The organism is Streptococcus suis, assembly GCF_902702775.1.
GTDB lineage: Bacteria > Bacillota > Bacilli > Lactobacillales > Streptococcaceae > Streptococcus > Streptococcus hashimotonensis.
In genome coordinates this window covers 1,363,240-1,386,016 of record NZ_LR738724.1, presented here as the reverse complement: position 1 = coordinate 1,386,016, position 22,777 = coordinate 1,363,240, and the positions used below count along the sequence as shown (strand labels likewise).

Here is a 22,777-nt window from a genome sequence, read left to right as displayed (position 1 = left end):
ATATCATTAATAGTATACCACAAATTGTCAGAAAATTCACTTTTTGAGTTGGAATTATTAGAAAACACGGTAGACATACGGGGAATCTGGCTGTTCAATCTGAACCATCGATTGTAATTCAAGTGTTGGGAGATTTTGTTTCAACGATGTGTGGTAGGAAACCTTGACTGTTCCTCTGGCTTTTACCCAAGTATTGTTAGGAAATTCTGTGGTAGCCCCCGTAGAGAGTAAGCCATATACCCCAGAATCAGCAATGCAGTGAATAATACCAAAGCGGAAAAGGAAAAATTGCTGGCTATTGTCAGGGTCATTGTAGACAAATCCAATCATTTCAATCGTTTTTCCTGAAAATTCCGTAGGATAGTCGTAGATTGCTTCCATCACTTCCATATAGTTTTCATTAGTAACGACAATGGTTTCTTCAGCCAAGTACCGATCAGCAATTTCACGCATCTGGTTTTGATAGGCAGATTTCGTAAAATAAATAGAAGTATCAGGCTTGAGATACTGAACAGTCGTCCCTTCTTGGTTTTGTGTATTAGCATCGTTTTCTGCTGCTAGTGGGAAATGATAGCCCTTGGCAGCAACAGTTGTTGAATCCAGGCTTACCGTAGGAAAGAGCCAGGCTATAGCAAGAGGAATGAGCAATAGTCCAATGCTTGATAGTTTGGCAATTTTGCTATTTAAATGGCTATGTACTCGAATTTCTTTTACCCAGACATATAATTGTACGATGGCAAGTATGAAAGATAAAACCATGGATAGATAGGCTAGATAGCTATAGTGCAGATTGATGTATTGGTCTAATTTTCCAGAGACATAAAGATACATGGTCATCTCAAAATAGCCTGCAAGAATTAAAAAACGAATCATACTACACCTCCAAGTATCAGACTATATCCCAAAATAACGAGAGTGATAGTAATGATAAAACCGGCTATAAATTTCCCCTTGAAATAATGTTTCATCATGAGCAAGTTTTTAACATCCACCATGGGTCCGATAACTAAGAAAGCCATTACTGGGGCGAATCCGAAGCTGGATAGTAGTGATGCACCAATAAAGGCATCGGCTTCAGAACATAGGGAAAGAAGAAAGGCCAGCAACATCATCAGTAAAATAGCTGTTAATGGACTGTGACCGATGGTAGTCAGGACAGCAGTTGGAATATAGACTTGTACGAGACTGGCAAATAGACAACCAAAGACTAGGTAACGCCCCGTATCAAAAAATTCATCAATGGCATGAATAAGTGCGAAGCCAACTTTTTGCCAGCTGGTTTTATCCGAATAATCATGCTGGTGATGGTCAAACTTGCTTCCTCTAAGAATGGGTCCTTTTACGAAAAAACCAAGAATGATTCCCAATACTAGGGATACAATGATGGCTCCTAGGGCTCTATAGAAGGCGAAAAGTAGGGAATTGCCAAAAGCAGTAAAGGTTGCAAAAAGGACGATGGGATTAATCACAGGAGCCGTTACTAAAAAGGGAACAGCAGTATAATTAGGTACTTTTTTCTCTAATAGCCGATTGACAATAGGGACAATACCACATTCGCAAGACGGAAAAATGAAGCCGATAAAGGTTCCAAATAGAATGGCAAGAAACTTGTTCTTGGGAAGGAGTTTATGGACTTTTTCAGGGGTGATAAACACATCAATAAAGCCAGAAATCAATGCTCCAATCAACACAAAGGGCAAGGCTTCAATCATGATAGATAGGAAAATAGCCCCCGCCTGTAGGACGGAGGTAGGTAATTGATCAAGACCGAACATATTATTTTTTATCCTGATTCAAGTTGTTTTTCTCGGAATTTTCTTTTGATTTTGGATCAGGATACTCAATTTCTTCCAGTTTTTCAAATGAAGCAAATTCTTCCAGCATCTTTTCTAAATCATCTTGTCGTTTATAGGTTACAGCCATAGGGCACCTCCAAAAATTTTATATACACATTATACATTTTTTACTAAAAATTATCTAAAGGAATCTGTTTTTATTGAAGCGCAAATATAGTTCGCACCCTCAAATCATGATATAATATTCTTATGAAAACAAGAATATCAGAATTAGTTAGCGTGCTCAATCAATACGCTAAAGAGTATTATCAATTGGACAAACCTAGCGTATCAGATGCAGAATATGATACGCTTTATCGTGAATTAGTAGAACTGGAAACAGCTCATCCAGAACTGATTTTACCAGACAGTCCTACCCATCGGGTCGGGGGAAAGGTGCTAGACGGATTTGAAAAATATAGTCATGTTTATCCTCTTTTTAGTTTGCAGGATGCCTTTTCTCGTGAAGAATTAGAAGCTTTTGACCAGCGAGTTCGCAAGGAATTTCCTCAAGCAACTTATATCTGTGAATTGAAGATTGACGGTCTATCTATTTCCCTGACCTATGAAGCGGGTAATTTAGTCGTGGGTGCTACACGTGGTGACGGTAGTGTCGGTGAAAATATCACAGAAAATCTCAAACGAGTGGCTGATATTCCTTTGACCCTACCCGAAGCTGTGGACATCACTGTCCGAGGTGAGTGTTATATGCCAAAGGCTTCCTTTGACCGTGTCAACAAACAGCGTCAGGAGGCTGGTGAAGCTGAATTTGCTAATCCGCGTAACGCAGCGGCAGGAACTCTTCGCCAATTAGACACAGGTGTCGTGGCCCAGCGTGGACTTGCAACCTTCCTTTACCAAGAGGCTAGTCCATCTGAAGCGACTAGTCAGTCCGATGTGCTTCGCAAGTTAGATGCTCTGGGATTTGTGACCAACCACGAATATTGCTTGGCGGAGTCGATTGATGACACGTGGGATTTTATTGAAAAAATAGCAGAGCGTAGAGATAATCTCCCCTATGAGATAGATGGTGTTGTCATCAAGGTAAATGATTTAGCTATACAAGAAGAACTAGGATTTACAGTAAAAGCGCCACGATGGGCAGTAGCTTACAAGTTTCCAGCTGAGGAAAAAGAAGCAGAAATCTTGTCGGTTGATTGGACTGTTGGCCGGACAGGTGTTGTGACACCAACTGCCAACCTTAGTCCTGTTCAACTGGCAGGAACGACTGTCAGTCGAGCGACTTTGCACAACGTAGACTATATCGCCGAAAAAGATATTCGTATTGGCGATACGGTCATTGTTTATAAGGCGGGAGATATTATTCCAGCAGTTCTGAAAGTGGTGGATAAATATCGAAAAGAGCAAGAAATCATGCCTATTCCTAGTCATTGTCCGTCTTGTCAGAGCGACCTACAACACTATGAGGATGAAGTTGCCCTCCGCTGTATCAACCCTATTTGTCCTAGCCAGCTGATGAGTAAGTTGGAACATTTTGCAAGTCGGGATGCCATGAACATTGCGGGACTGGGTAGTTCAATCGTTGAAAAACTCTTTGGAGCAGGTTTGGTACACGATGTTGCTGATATTTATAAATTAACTGTCGATGACCTATTGACCTTGGAAGGTTTCAAAGAAAAATCAGCTGACAAGCTCTATCAAGCCATTCAAACTTCTAAGAGCAACTCAGCAGAACGCCTCCTGTTTGGTCTAGGTATTCGCCATGTCGGCAGTAAGGCAAGTAAGATTTTAGTAGAAAAATTTGGCGATTTAGAAACCTTAGCATTTGCTGATCAAGAAGCAATTGCTTCGCTAGAAGGTCTTGGTCAGGTTATTGCTAAATCCTTGACAACTTTTTTTGCTAGTGAGGGTGCGCAGCAACTTTTAGCTGAACTTAAGGAAGCTAAGGTAAACTTGACCTATCTCGGACAAGTAGTAGATGAAAATGCTGCGCTATCGGGTATGACAGTTGTACTGACTGGTAAATTGGAGCGAATGAAACGAAACGAAGCCAAAGCCAAATTAGAAGCTTTAGGGGCAAATGTAGCAGGATCAGTTTCTAAAAAAACTAATCTTGTGGTTGCTGGAACAGATGCTGGTAGTAAATTGACCAAAGCACAGGAACTAGGTATCGAAATAAAAGATGAGGCTTGGTTGGAGAGCTTGTAAAGGTAAAACGATGGAAGAAAGAAAACGTGCTAGACTAATATATAATCCGACCTCAGGTCAAGAAATCATGAAGAAAAATGTGGCCGAAGTATTGGACATTTTGGAAGGTTACGGTTATGAAACTTCAGCTTTCCAAACAACTGCTGAGAAAGACTCTGCAAAAAATGAGGCTACACGTGCGGCACTTGCAGGCTTTGACTTGATTATTGCGGCTGGTGGAGATGGAACAATCAATGAAGTCGTCAATGGAATTGCTCCGCTTGAAAAACGTCCGCAGATGGCCATCATACCGACTGGCACCACCAATGACTATGCGCGTGCATTAAAAGTGCCCAGGGGAAATCCTGTAGAAGCAGCTAAGGTTATTGGTAAGCAGCAGACCATTTTAATGGATATTGGTTTAGTCAAAAATCAAAAAAATGGTTTTCATCAAGAACATTATTTTATCAACATTGCTGCGGCAGGTACACTTACGGAATTGACCTACAGTGTTCCAAGTCAACTTAAGACCATGTTTGGCTATTTGGCCTATGTGGTAAAAGGAGCAGAACTCCTGCCACAAGTACAATTTACACCTGTTCGTGTAGAGCATGACGAGGGCGTGTTTGAAGGCTCGGTTTCAATGATTTTTGTTGCCTTAACCAATTCAATTGGAGGGTTTGAACAGATCGTTCCAGATGCTAAGTTAGATGATGGTAATTTTACCTTATTGATGGTTAAAACAGGGAATTTATTTGAAATTCTGCATCTGATTCGTCAAGTCTTAGACGGTGGCAAACACATTGATAGTGATTTAGTTGAATACATAAAAACCAAGAGCCTATCCATCGAAAATCTTAACCCAGATAACCGTCTACTGCTCAATCTAGATGGAGAGTTTGGTGGGGAAGCCCCTGTACGTCTGTACAACCTATCAAACCATATAGAGTTTTTCGCAGATACAGATCTGGTTTCTGACCATGCAATCACTCTTGATACTGATCAGATGAATCGAGAAGATATGGCCAAACGCTTCATTGAAGAAACAGACCATATTAATGAAACTATTAAATAGGAAGAAAAGATGAAACAGTCTTTTCTTTTTATTTTGTAAAAATGAATTAAACGCTTACAATGGCGGTATTTTCTTGACAAATAGATGTTTTAGGAGTATCCTTACATGGTATTAAATTTTAAAAGGAGAATTCGTTATGAGTTTAGGCGCATTGGCCCTTGGATTGGCCTGTCTTGGTGTAAGTATCGGTGAGGGACTGTTGGTGGCTTCATACCTTAGTTCGACTGCACGTCAACCAGAAATGCAAAGTAAATTGATGGCTGGTGTATTTTTGGGTGTTGCCTTTATCGAGGGAACTTTCTTCGTAACCTTGGCTATGACATTTGTCTTGAAATAGTAGAAAATAGAGAAATAGAAAAGGGGGGAACCTCCATTGGAAGAACATTTAAGTCCAACCCTTACCCTTGGTCCCGTAACCTTTGACCTGACCATGGTATTGGTTTCTGTCATTACCATTTCCATTATTTTCTTACTTGTTTTTTGGGCTAGTCGTCGGATGGAGCTCAAGCCAAAAGGAAAACAGAATGTTTTGGAGTACGTTTACGAATTGACCATCAATTTTACAAAAGGGAATCTTGGCGATGCGGAAGCAAAGCGGTATTCCTTGTTCTTCTTTACAGTCTTTACTTTTCTTTTGGTTGCTAATAATCTAGGTTTGATGACCAAATTGGAAACAGCAGAAGGACATAATTTGTGGACTTCTCCAACGGCCAATATGGCTTACGATTTCGGTTTGGCAACAATTGCAACAGTATTTTGTCATGTTGAAGGTATTCGTCGTCGCGGTTTCAAGGCGTACCTCAAATCTTTTGTGACACCCTGGGCTATGGCTCCAATGAACATTTTGGAAGAAGTGACCAACCTTGTGTCGCTTGCTCTTCGTCTGTACGGTAATATTTATGCTGGTGAAGTGCTTGTCTCTCTTCTTCTACAATTATCTCAACAAAGTGCACTTGCATATCCAATTGCCTTTGCTCTAAACGTTGTTTGGACAGCATTTTCTGTATTCATTTCATGCTTGCAGGGATATGTATTTATCATGTTGGTATCTATGTACTTAAATAAAAAAATTAGTGGTGAGAGTGAATAGGAAAGGGAATGACAACTATGGCAACAACTATTACAATGCAATCTAGTACCATTCTTGGAAACTTTATCTTGGTAACAGCCTCATTTACAATACTTATTATTCTTATTCGTGTTTTTGCATGGGATAAAATTACAGGTATTTTTGAAGAACGTGCCAATAAGATTGCAAATGATATTGATGCTGCAGAAGAAAAACTAACAGCAGCAGCGAACCTTGTTCAACAACGTGAAGATGAGTTGGTACAGGGACGTATTGAAAGTCAAAAGATTATTCAAGACGCGGTTGAACGCGCAAAACTAGAGAAAAAACGTATTCTTGAGCAAGCAGATGTTGAAATTCAAGGATTGAAGCAAAAAGCTCAATTGGAAATTGAAGCTGAAAAACGTGAAGCACAAGAAAACTTGCGTGTTCAAGTTGCTGAATTGGCAGTTGATCTTGCAAGCAAAATTATTTTGGAAGATTTGGACCAACAAGCTCATAGTAACTTGATTGACCGTTATTTGGACAAACTAGGAGACAAGTAGATGAACGCTAGAGAAAATGCCATCGTGCAAAAATATGCTCTATCATTTGTTGAAAAAGTCAGTGATCATGCAGATATTTGGGATATGTATGACCAGATTTCTGACTTGATTTCCATCATTCATGATAGTAAGCTGAATCGACTCTTGCTGTCAGCGACAGTGTCGAGAGAAGAAAAGGCTGACTTTGTAAGGACGGTACGTCAATCTAGTTTCTGGCAAATCAATGACTTGATTGAAGATGTTATTCGTGATGGTCATGCAGATTTGCTTCTTGAAACCCTTGAGCGTGTCCAATTACAAATCAGTAAATTTAAAAATGAATTTGAAGCCCATGTGGTTTCTGTTTACCCTTTGACTGAAGGACAAAAAGAGCGTCTCCGTCACTTGGTAGAACAACGATTTTCCTTGCGTGTACGCAATATCACGGAAGAACTTGATCAAAGTCTCCTCGGTGGTTTTATTGTAACGGTTAACCATAAGGTAATCGATGCAAGCGTTCGGACACAGTTGAAGGACGTTAGAAAAAAACTTTAGAAAATAGAAAGTGGTGTTCTTTTGATTAATGCACAAGAAATTAGCGCTTTACTAAAACAACAAATTGAAGGCTTTCAGCCTGACTTTGACTACACAGAGACTGGTGTCGTAACCTATATCGGTGACGGTATCGCCCGTGCGCAAGGTCTTGACAATGCCATGAGTGGAGAGCTTTTGGTATTTGAAAATGGCACCATTGGTATGGCACAAAACTTAGAAACCAACGATGTTGGTATCATTATTCTCGGACAATTTACCGATATTCGTGAAGGGTCAGTTGTTCGTCGTACTGGTAAAATTATGGAAGTACCAGTTGGTTCGGCTTTGATTGGTCGTGTCATCAACCCACTTGGTCAACCTGTGGATGGTCTTGGTGAAATTCGTACTAGTAAGACTCGTCCGATTGAATATCCAGCACCAGGTGTTATGCAACGTAAGTCGGTTAATGAACCGCTTCAAACTGGTCTTAAGGCGATTGACGCTTTGGTTCCGATTGGTCGTGGTCAGCGTGAATTGATTATCGGTGACCGTCAGACAGGGAAGACATCTGTAGCTATTGATGCTATTCTCAACCAAAAAGGCCAAGACATGATTTGTATCTATGTGGCTATCGGTCAGAAAGAGTCAACTGTTCGTACTCAGGTTGAAACGCTTCGTCAATACGGTGCTTTGGATTACACAATCGTAGTAACTGCATCTGCTTCACAACCGTCTCCATTGCTTTTCTTGGCTCCTTATGCTGGTGTTGCAATGGCAGAAGAGTTCATGTATGAAGGCAAACACGTCTTGATTGTTTACGATGATTTGTCAAAACAAGCGGTAGCTTACCGTGAATTATCTCTCTTGCTTCGTCGTCCTCCGGGTCGTGAAGCCTATCCAGGGGATGTATTCTACTTGCACAGTCGTTTGCTAGAGCGTTCAGCAAAGGTTTCAGATGAATTGGGCGGTGGTTCTATTACAGCTCTACCATTTATCGAAACACAAGCGGGAGATATTTCAGCTTACATCGCTACCAACGTGATTTCAATCACGGATGGACAAATCTTCTTGAAGGACGATTTATTCAACTCTGGTATCCGTCCAGCCATTGATGCGGGTTCTTCTGTATCACGTGTAGGTGGCTCTGCACAGATTAAGGCCATGAAAAAGGTTGCAGGTACCCTTCGTATCGACTTAGCTTCTTATCGTGAATTGGAGGCCTTTACGCAATTCGGTTCGGATTTGGATGCAGCAACTCAGGCCAAACTCAACCGTGGTCGTCGGACTGTGGAAGTGTTGAAACAGCCATTGCATAAGCCACTCCCAGTTGAAAAACAGGTTTTGATTTTGTATGCTTTGACAAATGGCTTCTTGGATTCAGTGCCAATTGATGACATTTTGGCATTTGAAGAAGAACTGTACGCATATTTTGATTTGCACTACGATGGTCTTTTGGATGTTATTCGTACAACAAAAGATCTTCCTGACACAGATGAATTGAATGCTGCTATCCAAGCTTTCAAAGACCAGTCTGTCTTTAAGTAAAGGAGTGAATAATGGCAGGTTCTCTCAATGAAATCAAGTCAAAAATTGCATCAACTAAGAAAACCAGTCAAATCACCGGTGCCATGCAGATGGTTTCGGCTTCTAAATTAGCCAAATCAGAGCAATTAGCGCAATCCTTTCAGATCTACGCTAGTAAGGTTCGTCAGATTACAACGGATCTCTTGCGTGGAGAATTGATGGCTTCAGATACAAGCAATCCAATGCTGATTCGCCGTCCAGTTCAAAAATCGGGTTATATTGTCATTACCTCTGACAGCGGACTAAAAGGTTCTTATAATTCCAGTATTTTGAAGGCTGTGATGGGGATGATTGAACAGGATCATGACTCGAAAGATGAGTATGAGATTATTGCTATTGGTAGTATGGGAGCAGATTTTTTCCGTGCTCGTGGTATCAATCCTGTCTTTGAATTGCGCGGTTTAGCAGACAACCCAAGTTTTGAAGAGGTTCAAAAAATCATTTCTAAGTCTGTTGAGATGTACAAGAATGAACTCTTTGATGAGTTGTATGTTTGTTATAACCACCATGTCAATAGTTTGACCAGTCAAGTGCGTGTACAACAGATGCTTCCTGTAGAAGATTTGGACCACAATGAAGCAGATGGTTATACAGCTACCTTTGAGTTGGAACCAAACCGTGAGGTTATTTTGGAACAACTCTTGACTCAATATGCAGAATCAACTATTTATGGAGCGATTTTGGATGCAAAAACTGCTGAAAATGCAGCAGGTATGACAGCCATGCAGACAGCGACGGATAATGCTAAGAATGTCATTAACGATTTGACAATCCAATACAATAGGGCTCGTCAGGCAGCGATTACTCAGGAAATTACTGAGATTGTAGCTGGTGCCTCAGCCCTTGAGTAATAGAAATAGAGGAAATAGAATGAGTTCAGGCAAAATTACTCAGGTTGTCGGACCAGTTGTAGACGTTGCGTTTGCAGCAGAAGATAAACTTCCTGAGATTAACAACGCACTCGTTGTATATAAAAATGATGATTCCAAACAAAAAGTCGTGCTTGAAGTGGCTTTGGAACTTGGTGATGGCGTTGTACGGACCATTGCCATGGAATCAACGGATGGATTGACACGTGGGATGGAAGTTCTCGATACAGGTCGTCCTATCTCTGTTCCAGTCGGTAAAGAAACCTTGGGTCGTGTCTTCAATGTGTTGGGAGATACCATTGACCTTGAAGAGTCTTTTCCGGCAGATTTTGAACGTGAGCCTATCCATAAGAAAGCGCCAGCTTTTGACGAATTATCTACTTCAAGCGAAATTTTGGAAACAGGGATTAAGGTTATCGACCTCCTAGCACCTTATCTAAAAGGTGGTAAGGTTGGTCTCTTCGGTGGTGCCGGTGTTGGTAAAACCGTTCTTATCCAAGAATTGATTCACAATATTGCCCAAGAACACGGTGGTATCTCTGTGTTTACCGGAGTTGGCGAGCGTACCCGTGAAGGGAACGATCTTTACTGGGAAATGAAAGAATCAGGTGTTATTGAAAAAACGGCCATGGTATTTGGTCAGATGAATGAGCCGCCAGGAGCCCGTATGCGTGTTGCTCTTACCGGTTTGACCATTGCGGAATACTTCCGTGATGTGGAAGGGCAGGATGTTCTTCTGTTCATCGATAATATCTTCCGTTTCACTCAGGCTGGTTCAGAAGTGTCTGCCCTCTTGGGTCGTATGCCATCAGCCGTTGGTTATCAGCCAACACTTGCAACTGAGATGGGACAATTGCAGGAGCGTATTACCTCAACCAAGAAGGGTTCTGTTACATCTATTCAGGCTATTTACGTACCTGCGGATGACTATACAGACCCAGCTCCAGCGACAGCTTTCGCTCATTTGGACTCGACTACCAACTTGGAACGTAAGTTGACTCAGCTTGGTATCTACCCTGCTGTGGATCCGTTGGCGTCATCATCTCGTGCGCTTTCTCCACAAATCGTTGGTGAAGAGCACTATGCAGTGGCTATGGAAGTAAAACGTGTTCTTCAACGTTACCAAGAATTGCAAGATATTATTGCCATTCTCGGTATGGATGAATTGTCAGATGAAGAGAAGACATTGGTTGGTCGCGCTCGTCGTATCCAATTCTTCCTCTCTCAAAACTTCAACGTTGCGGAGCAATTTACAGGAATGCCAGGTTCTTATGTGCCAGTAGCTGAAACGGTGAAAGGCTTTAAGGAAATCTTGGACGGCAAACACGACCACCTACCAGAAGATGCCTTCCGAAATGTTGGTTCAATTGAGGATGTGGTCGCTAAAGCTGCTAAAATGAAATTCTAGAGGTGGCTTATGGGACAAATGACTGTACAAATCGTAACACCAGACGGTATCAAATATGACCATCATGCAGCATTTGTTTTGGTCAAAACGGTTGATGGTGAGATGGGTGTCTATTCTGGACATGAAGAACTGATTGCAGTTTTGGAAATCGGTGAAATGAAAGTGCGTCGTGTTGATGATGAAAACCATGTAGACTGGATTGCGGTCAATGGTGGAATCATTGAAGTCAACAAGGATATTATTACGGTCATTTCTGATTCCGCTGAGCGGGAACGGGATATTGATATTAGTCGTGCGGAACGTGCCAAATTGCGCGCGGAACGTGAATTGGAAGAAGCACAGACTGCTCGTAATATTGATATGGAGATGCGTGCAACAGTCGCCCTCCAACGTGCGATAAATCGTATTCGTGTTGGGAAACATTAATCTATATGGGATTGAACTTGGTTCAGTTCCATTTTTTAATTTCATGGTATAATGGAAACATGGTAATTTCAATTTTACAGTTTTTTAGTCATATATTGTTTATCTATCTGGCTCATCATCTCTTGGTTACAACAGTTGATTGGTCACGGTGGTTGAAGGTGACGGGGGACAATCAGCGTAAAATCAATTTGCTGATTCTCTTTCTGGCAATAGCACTGGGGTACTTGGTCTCGACTTTCTTTTTAGAATTGTTGATGATGGGACGCTCTTTTGCAAATATGTGATTTAAGTAAGAAAAGGATAAGAAATGGATACAATTATTGTTACAGGTAGTAAAAACGGTTTGAAAGGACAGGTTGAGATTGAGGGGGCGAAGAATGCCGTTCTGCCTTTATTGGCAGCAACAGTTCTAGCAAGTCAAGGGCAAACCAAATTGACTCAGGTTCCTATTTTGTCTGATGTCTATACAATGAATAATGTTGTACGTGGTCTGGGAGTTCGTGTGAAATTTGACGAGGAAACAAAGACTATCGATATTGACGCAACAGGTAAACTTGGTAGTGAAACTCCTTATAAGTATGTGAGTCAAATGCGCGCCTCTATTGTTATTCTTGGTCCGATTTTGGCACGCAATGGTTATGCTAAGGTTTCTATGCCAGGAGGTTGTACAATTGGTAGTCGTCCAATAGATTTGCACTTAAAAGGTTTGCAAGCTATGGGGGCTAAAATTAAACAGCGAGCTGGTTATATTGAAGCGAGTGCAGAGAACTTGCAGGGAGCTCATATCTATCTTGATTTCCCAAGTGTTGGGGCAACGCAAAATTTGATGATGGCTGCAACTCTGGCGCAGGGCACAACGGTATTGGAAAATGCAGCGCGCGAACCTGAAATTGTTGACTTGGCTATTTTCCTAAATAAAATGGGGGCTAAAGTTAAGGGGGCAGGCACAGAGACGATTACGGTTACTGGTGTAGAAGAATTGACTGGCGCAGAACACCAAGTGGTGCAAGATCGTATCGAAGCGGGTACCTTTATGGTGGCAGCAGCAATGACTGGTGGCGATGTCTTGGTGAAAGATGCGGTCTGGGAGCACAACCGTCCACTCATTTCTAAGATGTTGGAGATGGGAGTTGAGGTGACGGAAGAAGATGAAGGGATTCGAGTTCGTTCGCAAGTGGATAAGCTTAAACCTGTAACAGTAAAAACCTTGCCACACCCAGGCTTCCCAACGGATATGCAGGCTCAATTTACAGCTCTAATGGCAGTTGCAAAGGGTGAATCTACCATGATTGAAACGGTATTTGAGAATCGTTTCCAGCATTTGGAAGAAATGCGTCGGATGGATTTGCATTCGGAAATTTTACGAGATACAGCTATCATCACGGGAGGACAAGCTCTGCAAGGTGCTCAGGTTATGTCTACTGATTTACGAGCAAGTGCCGCCTTGATTCTGGCTGGTTTGGTTGCTGAAGGTGAGACGATTGTAGGTAAATTAACGCACTTAGACCGAGGATATTATCGTTTCCATGAAAAATTAGCTGCTTTAGGTGCAACGATTGAACGTGTGAGTGGAGAAGATGAAAATGGATAAGGATAATCTTAGCTATGTTGGTAAAAATTTAATCTTAGTAGCAGTTGTTTTGTTGATTGCTATTTTGGTGTTTATTTTAGGATTAATGGTTGGTTACGGTGTCATAGGAGATGGAGACAATGTATTTGCGGTGTTGTCACCAGCTAAGTGGCAAGAACTAATCGGTAAATTTACAGGAAAGTAGGCTGGACCTGCTTTTTTGATGGAGAGAAAATGACGAAGAAAAATGTAAAAAAACAAGCAATGAGTCTGCTCAGCTTATTGGCTACGATTGTTGTAGTAGCGGGTGGCTATCTTTTAAGCGATAACAAGAGCAGTAATGTTGCGGATTATTCCTATTATGTCAATCAGTCTAAGGCAAGTGAAGGCACACCTAGTCAGGAACTGGCTAGTTCGGTATTGACAGAAGATGTAAAAAAGCAACTGGGGAATTCGATTGAATGGAATGGTGCTGGAGCATTTATTATTAACGGAAATCAAACGGATTTAGATGCCTCGGTTGCCAGTGTTCCTTATGGTGATAATAAGACAAAAACAGTCCAGGGAGAAACGGTTCCAACAGTAGCCAATGCGCTTTTAGCCAAATCTACACGTCAGTATAAGGACCGTGAAGAAACAGGAAACGGTCGGACTTCTTGGACACCTGCGGGTTGGCACCAGGTCCATGATTTAACTGGAGAATATGACCATGCAGTGGACCGTGGTCACCTCCTAGGTTATGCTTTGATTGGTGGATTGTCTGGTTTCGATGCTTCAACCAGCAATCCTAAGAATATTGCAGTTCAAACAGCTTGGTCCAACCAAGCTAACGACCAAACTTCAACTGGGCAGAATTATTTTGAAAGTCAGATTCGGCGGGCCTTGGATAAAAATAAGCGTGTCCGCTATCGTGTGACCTTGGTGTATGCTGAGAGTGAAGACCTTGTTCCAGTCGGAAGTCATCTAGAGGCAAAAGCAGCAGATGGTAGCCTAGAGTTCAATGTGTTCGTTCCAAATGTGCAGAGTGGTCTCAGTATCAACTATCATAGTGGGGAAATTACGGTGAATGAATAAATAGTCAGACGAATTCTCTCTTGCCAAATCAAATATATCAGACGATTTTCACGTAAAATCGTCTTTTTTTGCGTATAATTAAAAATATTTACAAAAACAGTTGACAAATCATCTGATGAATATTAGAATATAGTTAAAGAAAACGCTTACGACTTTGTCGTAGAAAACATTTAGGAGGAATTTCCAATGGAAAAACATGTTGAGCAACGTGTCGAAGACGTTACTTATAACAAAGCCAAGTTATGGCAAATCATATTATTTGCGATGAACAATTCATCGACGAATATTTACTTGGTTGCCTTTACTTTTGTGACTTATTTATCGACAGGTGTGCTTGGTCTTGCAGCCCTGTTTGTTAGTCAACTCATGGGCTATATTCGTATCTTTGATGGTTTCATTGATCCTACAATCGGAGTTATCATTGATAAAACGGATACTAAGTTTGGTAAATATCGTCCTATCTTGGTTTTGGGGAATATCATTACAGCAGCTTCTCTTTTTATGATGTTAGGTTTAAGTGGAGTTAGTGAGAGTCTCCGTCTTCCTCTATTCATCCTTGTTTTGATTATCCATAAAATTGGTTATTCATTGCAACAGACCATTACAAAAGCAGGACAAGTTGCGCTTACCAATGATCCAAAGCAACGTCCAATCTTTAATATTGTTGATGGTATTGCCACAACTGTGTTGATGACTGGTAGTCAGGTTGTTGTATCAGGGACATTGGTTCCGAAACATGGTGGTTTCACTCCAAGTTTCTTCCAAGAATTGTTCCTCGGTGTAGTAGTAATTTCAGCTGTTCTGGGTATTCTTGCTATTATCGGTATTTGGGAAAAAGACAATAAGAAATACTTTGGTCTTGGTGAGAAGACACAAGAAACGAAGTTGAAAGACTACTGGAAAGTTATCAAAGGAAACAAACCTTTGCAGGTTCTTTCAATCTCTGCAGCCTTTGTAAAATTTGTTGCTCAACTGTTTGGAGATTCCGTTATCGGGGTGATGCTGTATGGTATTATCTTCGGTGACTATGCTCTTTCTGGAAAAATGTCTATGCTTTTGATTTTGCCAGGTATTCTTGTAACAGTTGGTGCTGCGCAATTGGCTCGTCGTAAAGGTTTACGTTTTGCCTATATTACAGCGCTTCAACTTGGGATTGCTGGCCTTGTAACCTTGGCAGCAATGCTCTTTTCAGCTAAACCAGGTATGTTGGATTTGACAAATTGGAATCTCTACACAATCGGTTTCTTTGTTGTTTATATCATTGCTCGCTACGCATCTAGTGCTCCATCTGGTTTGGTATTGACCATGGGTGCGGATATTACAGACTATGAAACTTCAGTATCTGGTCGTTACTTGTCAGGTATGATTGGGACTATCTTCTCATTGACAGACTCAATTGCTTCTTCATTTGCTCCAATGGTTGTTGGATTTGTATTAGCAGGTATCGGTTTTGGTAAAGAGTACCCAACTGTTGAAACAGCATTTTCAACAGATTTGAGAATGGCACTGATTGTCCTGTTGACAGTGATTCCAGCAGCGGTATTGAGCGTATCCTTGTTCTTGATGAAATTCTACAAACTAGACCGTGAAGAAATGGCTCGTATTCAAGAAAAAATCCATGTTATGAAAGCGGCAAAAGACGAAGAACGTGTACGTGCGATTGCGAAAAATGTTCCATTATCTGATATGGATTATGTTGATGTAACTCAATATAAGGTTGATCAATACGACGATAAATAATACATTAACGACCTAGTTGGAGGATACCAGCTGGGTCTTTCATCTAGGAGGCGGTATGAAAAAAATCTTAGCATTTGGAGAAGTTTTATTGCGGCTATCTCCTCCTCATTATCAGACCTTAACACAGGCTACGAGTTTGGATTGTCAGTTTGGTGGTTCGGAGTTGAATGTTTTAGCCAGCTTGGCTCAGCTTGGTCACTCAGTCGAGTTGGTGACGGCACTGCCTAAGAATGAAGTGGGGAAAATGGCAGAACACTTTCTTTTTGCAAGGCAGATTGGACAGAAATATGTGATTCGAAAAGAGGGAAGGCTGGGTCTTTATTATTATCAAAAGGGTTTCTCTCTTAGACCTAGTCAGGTGACCTACGACCGTGATTATTCTGCTTTCAGCTTATCCAAGGAAGAAGACTATGATTTGGAAGGTATGTTTGACGGTATCGATTGGTTTCATGTGAGTGGTATAACGGTCGCTTTGAATCCAGATATTTACCGACTGGCCTTTCGTTTGATGGAAATGGCAAAGGGGCAGGGTGTTAAGGTTTCCTTTGACTTGAATTATCGAGAAAGTTTGTGGTCTTCTTTTGAAGAAGCGAGGGAGAAATTATCTCCTTTTGTAGGTTTAGCAGATATTTGCTTTGGTCTAGAGCCTATTCAACTCTTCAATGAATCTGGTAAAGATGTGAAGGATGAATTGGGGTTGAAGCGCCCTTATGAAAATAAAGAAGTTTTGTTGGCGGTGGTTAAGGGTTTGGCGGAGACTTATTCTTTGCAAAGTCTTGCTTTTACCCAGAGGGAAATGACCTACAATAATGAATATTTGCTGAAGGCATACTTGTATCAAGATGGTATTCTTTATGAAACGGAAAAAGAATCCATTCAAGTTTTGGACCGAGTTGGGACAGGGGATGCCTTTACAGCAGGAATTATTTTGGGTTATTTGCAGGAAAAAACGCCACAGGAAATAGTCGACTTGGGGATGGCTAGTTTTCAATTCAAACATACCATTGAAGGGGACATTAATGTCATCAGTCAATCAGATATTGATTTGCTATTGAAAAAAGGGTCACGTGAAATAAAACGATAGAAAGAAGGAAAAAGTATGTTGTATCCTATACAAACAAAAACACGCTCAGTTTATTCTTTAAATGGAATATGGGCTTTTAAGCAAGGGAACAATGATGTTCATAGTCTGTTAGATACAGATGAAGTAATGGTTGTACCGAGTTCCTTTAATGATGTTGTTGTCGATAAAGCAAAGCGCCGTTTTGTCGGAGATAATTGGTATGAACTCATGGTGGCTCTCCCTGTCGTATCAGCTGATGAGGAGTTGGTTGTGCGTTTTGGTTCGGTGACGCATCAGGCCAAAGTCTATGCAGATGGCCAGCTAATCGGAGAGCATAAGGGTGGTTTCACACCTTTTGAATGCTTGATTCCATCAAACTTATACAACGCTGACCAATTCCGTTTGACAGTCTGTGCCAATAATGAGTTGAATTACACAACCCTTCCAGTAGGGAATTATAGCGAAGAAGTGGATGGGAATGGTCAAATTGTGAAGACCGTCAAGGAGAATTTTGACTTTTTCAACTATGCTGGTATCCAGCGGACAGTCCATCTCTATAAACGTCCCAAAAATAGAATTGAGGATATTGTTATTCGGACGGAGCTAAATCAAGATTTGACTCAGGCGGTAGTGAATGTTGATGTGAAGATAGTTGGGCAGTACGATTCCATCCGTGTGTCTATTTTAGATCAAGAGGGACAGGAAGTAGGTCTTCTTGAAAACGGACAAATGGTCAGTGAACATCCACGCCTTTGGGAGGTCTTGGATGCCTATCTCTATACTGCTAAAGTTGAATTATTTGACGGAGAAAACTTGCTAGATACCTACTCAGAACAATTCGGCATTCGTAGTGTTGCGGTTGAAAATGGGCAGTTTTTCATCAATGGAAAACCTTTCTATTTCAAGGGATTTGGTAAACACGAAGATACCTTTATTAATGGTCGTGGTTTCAATGAAGCAGCCAATCTGATGGATTTGAATTTACTGAAGGATATTGGAGCAAATTCTTTTAGGACATCCCATTATCCCTATTCTGAGGAAATGATGCGGCTGGCAGATCGTTTGGGAATCGTCGTCCTTGATGAAGTGCCAGCAGTTGGACTGTTCCAGCTTTTCAATGCAGCCTTGAATTTGACAGGTGACTCTGAAGAAGTAAAAAATACTTGGGAAGTTATGCAAACCAAGGAGGCTCATGAGCTGGTGATTGATGAATTGATAGCGCGTGATAAGAATCATCCTTCTGTAGTGATGTGGGTTGTTGCCAATGAACCGGCAGGGCATGAAAAGGGAGCACGTGCTTACTTTGAACCTTTGATTCAGCGCATGAGGGACAGGGATCCTTCTAAGCGTCCTGTGACCTTAGTCAATATTATTAAAGCAACGCCTGATAAGGATGAGGTTATGGATTTGGTCGATGTTATCTGTCTCAATCGTTACTATGGTTGGTATGTTGCTCATGGTGACTTGAAGGCGGCAGAGAAAGGGCTCCGTCAAGAATTAGAGATCTGGCAAAAACTTTATCCTGACAAGCCGATTTTGATGACGGAATATGGTGCAGATACCCTTCCAGGGTTGCATTCGATGTGGGATATTCCTTATACAGAGGAATTTCAAGTGGATTACTATGATATGAACCATCGAGTATTTGATTCAATTCCTAATTTAGTTGGTGAGCAGGTCTGGAATTTTGCTGATTTTGAAACCACGGTTGGTCTCATTCGGATTCAAGGAAATCATAAGGGGTTATTCTCACGGAATCGTCAACCGAAGCAAATTGTTAGAGAAATAAAGAAACGTTGGACTGCCATTCCAAACTACCATTATAAGAGGAAATGAGCTATAATAGTAGCAAATAGAAAGTTGTATTGGAGGACCAAGCACATGGCGAAACCCTTGGTAGAAAAAGCATCGGAACGCTTATTGGAATTGATTTTGGAAAGAGGATATGAAGTTGGTGACAAGCTTCCAAATGAGTATGAATTGGCCCAAGATTTAGAAGTTGGACGTTCGACTGTTCGTGAAGCTGTTCGAAGTTTGGCTACTCGAAATATTCTGGAGGTGCGCCAAGGGTCGGGAACCTATATCAGCTCTAAAAAAGGAGTATCAGAGGATCCCCTAGGTTTTTCTTTGGTAAGAGACCGTGTAAAGTTGACGACAGATTTGTTTGAAGTGCGGTATTTGCTTGAACCGAGAATTGCGGAGCGTGTCGCTCAGTTTGCCTCGGACGAAGACATTGCTCGACTAGAAGAAATTGTCCTTGCTATTGAAGAGGCCGTTGCTGCTGGAGACACGAAGCATCTGGAGTTGGATGTGAAATTCCACTGTATGCTGGCTGAGATGAGTGGGAATCTGGCTATGACAAGTCTGATGCCAGTCATTAATCAATCTATTCATCTGATCAATGAAAATTACTCAAATCGTCAGATGAAATCGGATAGTTTACAGGCCCACAGGAACATCTTAATGGCTATCAAGCAACGCCACCCTGTTGCAGCATATGATAGCATGTTAGCACATATTATATCAGTAAGACAGGTTGTTTTAAGCGAATGGTTCGATAAAGATATGACCTTGCATGGTCTCAATGATCATAAATAGAAATACAAAATAAATTGCCCAGAAGAATTCTTCTGGGTATTTTTTGCTTTTTTTATTGACAAATCATCTGATGAATTGTATACTATAACTATAAATGACAACGCTTTCTAATTGGAGGTCAAGATGTTAAAGCAATTAAAAGAAAATTACTTTTTCGCAGTGATTCGCGGAAAAGATGAAGAAGATGCGAAAGAAATCGCTCGTCATGCGATTTTGGGAGGTATTCGAAATATTGAAATTACATTTTCGACTCCAAATGCAGCGACAGTTATCAAAGAATTACAAGAGGAGTTCTCAGACGATTCTTCCGTAGTCATCGGGGCGGGAACAGTAATGAATCTTAAGCTGGCACAAGCGGCCATTGATGCAGGTGCTAGTTTTTTGGTTAGTCCTCATTTTGATAAAGAAATTCAAGACTTGGCGCAAGAGGCTGAGGTATTCTACTTCCCAGGCTGTGCAACTGCAACAGAGATTGTTACAGCTAGTCAGGCGGGTTGTCCTATTATCAAGCTTTTCCCTGGTGGTGTGTTGGGACCTGGATTTATCAAGGATATTCACGGCCCTGTACCCCAAGTGGATTTGATGCCTTCTGGTGGTGTATCGGTTGAAAATGTTGCAGATTGGAAAAAGGCAGGTGCTTGTGCTGTTGGAGTCGGTTCGGCTCTGGCAAGTCGAGTGCAGGCTGAAGGCTATGAAAGTGTAACGACGATTGCTCGCAGTTTTGTTGCAGCTTTGGAGGGATGAAATGAGTTTTAATGATAAAAACTTTATGCTAAAAAATGAGCCTGCTAAGGAGCTTTATGGGAAAATAGCAGAGCTTCCTATCTATGATTTCCATTGCCACTTGGATCCTAAGGAAATTTTTGAAGATAAGGTTTATGAAGATATTGTTGATCTGTGGCTGGGGGGTGACCATTATAAGTGGCGCTTGATGCGGGCTAATGGTATCTCAGAAGAAGAAATCACAGGTTCAGCAAGTAAACTAGATAAGTTTAAGGCCTGGGCAAGAACCTTGGAACGGGCTTTCGGAAATCCTCTCTATCATTGGAGTCATTTAGAATTGCGACGAGTTTTTGGTGTTGAGGAATTGTTGACCAAAGAAAATGCAGAGCGACTCTATCATCAGCTCAATGCTTATTTACAAGAACATCAAATGAGTCCACGGAAGCTGATTGCGGATGCTAGGGTGACCTTTATTGGGACAACTGACCATCCACTAGATAGCTTGGAATGGCATAAGCGCTTGGCTGAGGACTCAACTATAGATACTGTAGTGGCACCAACTTTTCGCCCAGATGAAGCCTTTATAGAACATCGAAATTTCAATCCATTTATTAAACGCTTGGAGGAAGTAACAGGGGTAGCGGTAAGAGACTTTGCACGTTTTGTAGAGGCACTTGGTCAGCGCGTTTCCTATTTTGCTCAACACGGTTGCCGAGCAAGTGACATTAGCTTTACGGCTATTTCATACGAAGAAGCAAGCCTTGAAGAGCTTGATGATATTTTACTAGCAAGACTTGCAGGTAAAGAGGCTGGCCAATCCAGTATCAATAAATGGCAGACTGCCATCTTTAGAGAATTATGTCGATTGTACAAGAAACATGGTTTTGTGACCCAAGTTCACTTTGGTGCCCTACGGAACAACCATACCGGACTGTTTGAAAAACTTGGAGCAGATGTAGGTGTGGATTCGATTGGAGACCAGACATATCTGACTGTGAATTTGAATCGTTTGTTAGATAACTTGGTCAAGGAAAATGCCCTTCCAAAAATGATTTGGTACAATCTCAATCCAAGTTACAACATTGCTCTAGCCAATACTTTGGCGAATTTCCAGTCCAATGAGGAAGGGCTTCGTAGCCAGCTACAATTTGGTGCTGGTTGGTGGTTCAATGACACAAAGTTGGGTATGATTGACCAGATGAATGCCTATGCAGAACAGGGCATGCTTGCTAATTTTGTTGGGATGTTGACAGATTCGCGTAGCTTTTTGTCTTATCAACGACATGATTATTTCAGACGTATTTTAGCGACTTATGTCGGCCAATGGATTGTTGATGAAGAAGTGCCTGAAGATTACAATCGTTTAGGGCGGTTTGTAGAAGCCATATCCTATTACAATGCCAAAGAATTTTTTGAACAATAAAGGAGAGTAAATCATGAAAATGTCATTTCGATGGTATGGGAAAAAGGATCCTGTGACACTTGAAGAGATTAAGGCGATTCCTGGTATGCAGGGGATTGTAACTGCTGTCTATGATGTGCCAGTTGGTCAAGCTTGGCCCCTTGAAAATATTCTAGAGCTGAAAAAAATGGTAGAAGAGGCAGGACTTGAAATTACTGTTATTGAATCCATTCCTGTTCATGAAGACATCAAACAAGGGAAGCCAAATCGTGATGCGTTAATCGAAAACTATAAAACGTCCATCCGTAATGTCGGAGCTGCAGGTATTCCAGTTGTATGCTACAATTTCATGCCTGTGTTTGACTGGACCCGTTCAGACTTGCACCATCCACTTCCAGATGGTTCAACTTCTTTAGCTTTCCTTAAATCTGATTTGGCAGGTGTTGATCCTGTGGCGGATGATTTGAACTTACCAGGTTGGGATTCATCCTATTCCAAGGAAGAAATGAAGGCTATTATCGAAAATTATCGTCAGAATATTTCCGAAGAAGATTTATGGGCGAATTTGGAGTATTTCATCAAGGCGATTATGCCAACGGCTGAGGAGGCTGGTGTCAAAATGGCCATTCACCCTGATGATCCTCCCTACGGAATCTTTGGTTTACCGCGCATCATCACTGGTCAAGAAGCCGTTGAACGATTTTTGAATCTCTACGATTCCGAGCACAATGGAATTACCATGTGTGTCGGATCCTATGCTTCTGATCCGAAAAATGATGTCCTTGCCATGACAGAATATGCTCTCAAACGCAATCGCATCAATTTTATGCATACGCGCAATGTGACAGCAGGTGCTTGGGGCTTCCAAGAAACAGCACATCTGTCACAGGCTGGTGACATTGACATGAACGCTGTTGTTAAATTATTGGTAGACTATGACTGGACGGGTGCCTTGCGTCCAGACCACGGTCGTCGTATCTGGGGAGACCAGACCAAGACACCTGGTTATGGTTTGTATGACCGAGCCCTTGGGGCAACCTACTTTAACGGTCTCTATGAAGCCAATATGCGAGCAGCAGGCAAAACACCAGATTTTGGAATTACAGTCAAAACAGTTGGAAATAAGGAGAGCTAA

Annotated in this window: 24 protein-coding genes; 21 read left to right on the top strand and 3 right to left on the bottom strand. The window is 41.4% G+C overall.

All coding sequences use genetic code 11. The annotated features are described in order from the left end of the window. Positions 1-57: 57 nt before the first annotated feature. From GPW69_RS06845 to GPW69_RS10650, 3 genes are read right to left on the bottom strand one after another with little or no spacing between them, the layout of a single operon-like run. Positions 58-873 carry a TIGR03943 family putative permease subunit gene (locus GPW69_RS06845; protein ID WP_074391845.1) on the bottom strand — a complete coding sequence of 272 codons (816 nt, stop codon included), beginning with the start codon at positions 871-873 and terminating at the stop codon, positions 58-60. Continuing rightward, positions 870-1,775, bottom strand: a complete 906-nt coding sequence (locus GPW69_RS06840) for a permease (protein ID WP_044693571.1) — start codon at positions 1,773-1,775, stop codon at positions 870-872. Before GPW69_RS06840 ends, GPW69_RS06845 begins: the two co-directional genes overlap by 4 nt. Before the next feature lies 1 nt (position 1,776). Further along, positions 1,777-1,923, bottom strand: a complete 147-nt coding sequence (locus GPW69_RS10650) for an SPJ_0845 family protein (RefSeq protein ID WP_002936026.1) — start codon at positions 1,921-1,923, stop codon at positions 1,777-1,779. A 122-nt stretch (positions 1,924-2,045) separates the two neighbouring features. On the opposite strand from GPW69_RS10650, the gene ligA reads away from it, so the two are divergent. The 21 genes from ligA (at position 2,046) to GPW69_RS06735 (ending at position 22,777) form a co-directional block, all read left to right on the top strand. Next, positions 2,046-4,004 carry an NAD-dependent DNA ligase LigA gene (ligA, locus tag GPW69_RS06835; RefSeq protein WP_044751987.1) on the top strand — a complete coding sequence of 653 codons (1,959 nt, stop codon included), beginning with the start codon at positions 2,046-2,048 and terminating at the stop codon, positions 4,002-4,004. A 10-nt stretch (positions 4,005-4,014) separates the two neighbouring features. Beyond that, positions 4,015-5,058, top strand: a complete 1,044-nt coding sequence (locus GPW69_RS06830) for a diacylglycerol kinase family lipid kinase (protein ID WP_074391846.1) — start codon at positions 4,015-4,017, stop codon at positions 5,056-5,058. A 136-nt stretch (positions 5,059-5,194) separates the two neighbouring features. Further along, positions 5,195-5,395, top strand: a complete 201-nt coding sequence (locus tag GPW69_RS06825; protein ID WP_002936021.1) for a F0F1 ATP synthase subunit C — start codon at positions 5,195-5,197, stop codon at positions 5,393-5,395. Positions 5,396-5,431: 36 nt separating this feature from the next. Continuing rightward, on the top strand, positions 5,432-6,148 hold the full coding sequence (gene atpB / locus GPW69_RS06820; RefSeq protein WP_024407435.1) for a F0F1 ATP synthase subunit A: 717 nt from the start codon (positions 5,432-5,434) through the stop codon (positions 6,146-6,148). Between the two features lie 17 nt (positions 6,149-6,165). Further along, positions 6,166-6,672 carry a F0F1 ATP synthase subunit B gene (atpF, locus tag GPW69_RS06815; RefSeq protein WP_029171228.1) on the top strand — a complete coding sequence of 169 codons (507 nt, stop codon included), beginning with the start codon at positions 6,166-6,168 and terminating at the stop codon, positions 6,670-6,672. Then, entirely contained in the window at positions 6,673-7,206 is a 534-nt protein-coding gene (locus GPW69_RS06810; RefSeq protein WP_029171227.1) for a F0F1 ATP synthase subunit delta, read from the top strand. A 3-nt stretch (positions 7,207-7,209) separates the two neighbouring features. After that, entirely contained in the window at positions 7,210-8,730 is a 1,521-nt protein-coding gene (atpA, locus tag GPW69_RS06805; protein ID WP_032497571.1) for a F0F1 ATP synthase subunit alpha, read from the top strand. A gap of 11 nt (positions 8,731-8,741) precedes the next feature. Beyond that, on the top strand, positions 8,742-9,620 hold the full coding sequence (locus GPW69_RS06800) for a F0F1 ATP synthase subunit gamma (RefSeq protein WP_002936012.1): 879 nt from the start codon (positions 8,742-8,744) through the stop codon (positions 9,618-9,620). A gap of 19 nt (positions 9,621-9,639) precedes the next feature. Next, complete coding sequence (gene atpD, locus GPW69_RS06795) at positions 9,640-11,046, top strand: F0F1 ATP synthase subunit beta (protein ID WP_024407431.1); 1,407 nt, start codon at positions 9,640-9,642, stop codon at positions 11,044-11,046. A 9-nt stretch (positions 11,047-11,055) separates the two neighbouring features. Beyond that, positions 11,056-11,472, top strand: coding sequence for a F0F1 ATP synthase subunit epsilon (locus GPW69_RS06790; RefSeq protein WP_002936007.1), 417 nt, complete (start codon positions 11,056-11,058; stop codon positions 11,470-11,472). Positions 11,473-11,531: 59 nt separating this feature from the next. Further along, positions 11,532-11,756: a DUF1146 family protein gene (locus tag GPW69_RS06785; protein ID WP_012775178.1), complete on the top strand. Its 225-nt coding sequence runs from the start codon at positions 11,532-11,534 to the stop codon at positions 11,754-11,756. Between the two features lie 23 nt (positions 11,757-11,779). Then, positions 11,780-13,063 carry a UDP-N-acetylglucosamine 1-carboxyvinyltransferase gene (gene murA / locus GPW69_RS06780; protein WP_074391847.1) on the top strand — a complete coding sequence of 428 codons (1,284 nt, stop codon included), beginning with the start codon at positions 11,780-11,782 and terminating at the stop codon, positions 13,061-13,063. Further along, entirely contained in the window at positions 13,056-13,247 is a 192-nt protein-coding gene (locus GPW69_RS06775; protein WP_012775177.1) for a DNA-directed RNA polymerase subunit beta, read from the top strand. Before murA ends, GPW69_RS06775 begins: the two co-directional genes overlap by 8 nt. Positions 13,248-13,276: 29 nt before the next feature. Next, positions 13,277-14,116: a DNA/RNA non-specific endonuclease gene (locus tag GPW69_RS06770; protein WP_029171223.1), complete on the top strand. Its 840-nt coding sequence runs from the start codon at positions 13,277-13,279 to the stop codon at positions 14,114-14,116. A 186-nt stretch (positions 14,117-14,302) separates the two neighbouring features. Further along, a complete protein-coding gene (locus GPW69_RS06765; protein WP_024394643.1) occupies positions 14,303-15,856 on the top strand; it encodes an MFS transporter in 1,554 nt (517 codons plus the stop codon). Between the two features lie 55 nt (positions 15,857-15,911). Beyond that, entirely contained in the window at positions 15,912-16,940 is a 1,029-nt protein-coding gene (locus GPW69_RS06760; RefSeq protein WP_074391848.1) for a sugar kinase, read from the top strand. A gap of 15 nt (positions 16,941-16,955) precedes the next feature. Beyond that, positions 16,956-18,755 carry a beta-glucuronidase gene (gene uidA, locus GPW69_RS06755; RefSeq protein WP_074391849.1) on the top strand — a complete coding sequence of 600 codons (1,800 nt, stop codon included), beginning with the start codon at positions 16,956-16,958 and terminating at the stop codon, positions 18,753-18,755. Between the two features lie 45 nt (positions 18,756-18,800). Next, complete coding sequence (locus GPW69_RS06750; RefSeq protein WP_002938037.1) at positions 18,801-19,517, top strand: FadR/GntR family transcriptional regulator; 717 nt, start codon at positions 18,801-18,803, stop codon at positions 19,515-19,517. Positions 19,518-19,640: 123 nt separating this feature from the next. Further along, on the top strand, positions 19,641-20,261 hold the full coding sequence (locus GPW69_RS06745) for a bifunctional 4-hydroxy-2-oxoglutarate aldolase/2-dehydro-3-deoxy-phosphogluconate aldolase (protein WP_023369915.1): 621 nt from the start codon (positions 19,641-19,643) through the stop codon (positions 20,259-20,261). A gap of 1 nt (position 20,262) precedes the next feature. Beyond that, positions 20,263-21,663: a glucuronate isomerase gene (uxaC, locus tag GPW69_RS06740; RefSeq protein WP_074391850.1), complete on the top strand. Its 1,401-nt coding sequence runs from the start codon at positions 20,263-20,265 to the stop codon at positions 21,661-21,663. 13 nt (positions 21,664-21,676) lie between these two features. Continuing rightward, positions 21,677-22,777, top strand: coding sequence for a mannonate dehydratase (locus tag GPW69_RS06735; RefSeq protein WP_029188531.1), 1,101 nt, complete (start codon positions 21,677-21,679; stop codon positions 22,775-22,777).

Coding starts and splice junctions, on each gene's coding strand:
- GPW69_RS06845 (WP_074391845.1), bottom strand. CDS start 873: ATGATTCGTTTTTTAATTCTTGCAGGCTATTTTGAGATGACCATGTAT.
- GPW69_RS06840 (WP_044693571.1), bottom strand. CDS start 1,775: ATGTTCGGTCTTGATCAATTACCTACCTCCGTCCTACAGGCGGGGGCT.
- GPW69_RS10650 (WP_002936026.1), bottom strand. CDS start 1,923: ATGGCTGTAACCTATAAACGACAAGATGATTTAGAAAAGATGCTGGAA.
- ligA (WP_044751987.1), top strand. CDS start 2,046: ATGAAAACAAGAATATCAGAATTAGTTAGCGTGCTCAATCAATACGCT.
- GPW69_RS06830 (WP_074391846.1), top strand. CDS start 4,015: ATGGAAGAAAGAAAACGTGCTAGACTAATATATAATCCGACCTCAGGT.
- GPW69_RS06825 (WP_002936021.1), top strand. CDS start 5,195: ATGAGTTTAGGCGCATTGGCCCTTGGATTGGCCTGTCTTGGTGTAAGT.
- atpF (WP_029171228.1), top strand. CDS start 6,166: ATGGCAACAACTATTACAATGCAATCTAGTACCATTCTTGGAAACTTT.
- GPW69_RS06810 (WP_029171227.1), top strand. CDS start 6,673: ATGAACGCTAGAGAAAATGCCATCGTGCAAAAATATGCTCTATCATTT.
- GPW69_RS06800 (WP_002936012.1), top strand. CDS start 8,742: ATGGCAGGTTCTCTCAATGAAATCAAGTCAAAAATTGCATCAACTAAG.
- atpD (WP_024407431.1), top strand. CDS start 9,640: ATGAGTTCAGGCAAAATTACTCAGGTTGTCGGACCAGTTGTAGACGTT.
- GPW69_RS06790 (WP_002936007.1), top strand. CDS start 11,056: ATGGGACAAATGACTGTACAAATCGTAACACCAGACGGTATCAAATAT.
- GPW69_RS06785 (WP_012775178.1), top strand. CDS start 11,532: ATGGTAATTTCAATTTTACAGTTTTTTAGTCATATATTGTTTATCTAT.
- murA (WP_074391847.1), top strand. CDS start 11,780: ATGGATACAATTATTGTTACAGGTAGTAAAAACGGTTTGAAAGGACAG.
- GPW69_RS06775 (WP_012775177.1), top strand. CDS start 13,056: ATGGATAAGGATAATCTTAGCTATGTTGGTAAAAATTTAATCTTAGTA.
- GPW69_RS06770 (WP_029171223.1), top strand. CDS start 13,277: ATGACGAAGAAAAATGTAAAAAAACAAGCAATGAGTCTGCTCAGCTTA.
- GPW69_RS06765 (WP_024394643.1), top strand. CDS start 14,303: ATGGAAAAACATGTTGAGCAACGTGTCGAAGACGTTACTTATAACAAA.
- GPW69_RS06760 (WP_074391848.1), top strand. CDS start 15,912: ATGAAAAAAATCTTAGCATTTGGAGAAGTTTTATTGCGGCTATCTCCT.
- uidA (WP_074391849.1), top strand. CDS start 16,956: ATGTTGTATCCTATACAAACAAAAACACGCTCAGTTTATTCTTTAAAT.
- GPW69_RS06750 (WP_002938037.1), top strand. CDS start 18,801: ATGGCGAAACCCTTGGTAGAAAAAGCATCGGAACGCTTATTGGAATTG.
- GPW69_RS06745 (WP_023369915.1), top strand. CDS start 19,641: ATGTTAAAGCAATTAAAAGAAAATTACTTTTTCGCAGTGATTCGCGGA.
- uxaC (WP_074391850.1), top strand. CDS start 20,263: ATGAGTTTTAATGATAAAAACTTTATGCTAAAAAATGAGCCTGCTAAG.
- GPW69_RS06735 (WP_029188531.1), top strand. CDS start 21,677: ATGAAAATGTCATTTCGATGGTATGGGAAAAAGGATCCTGTGACACTT.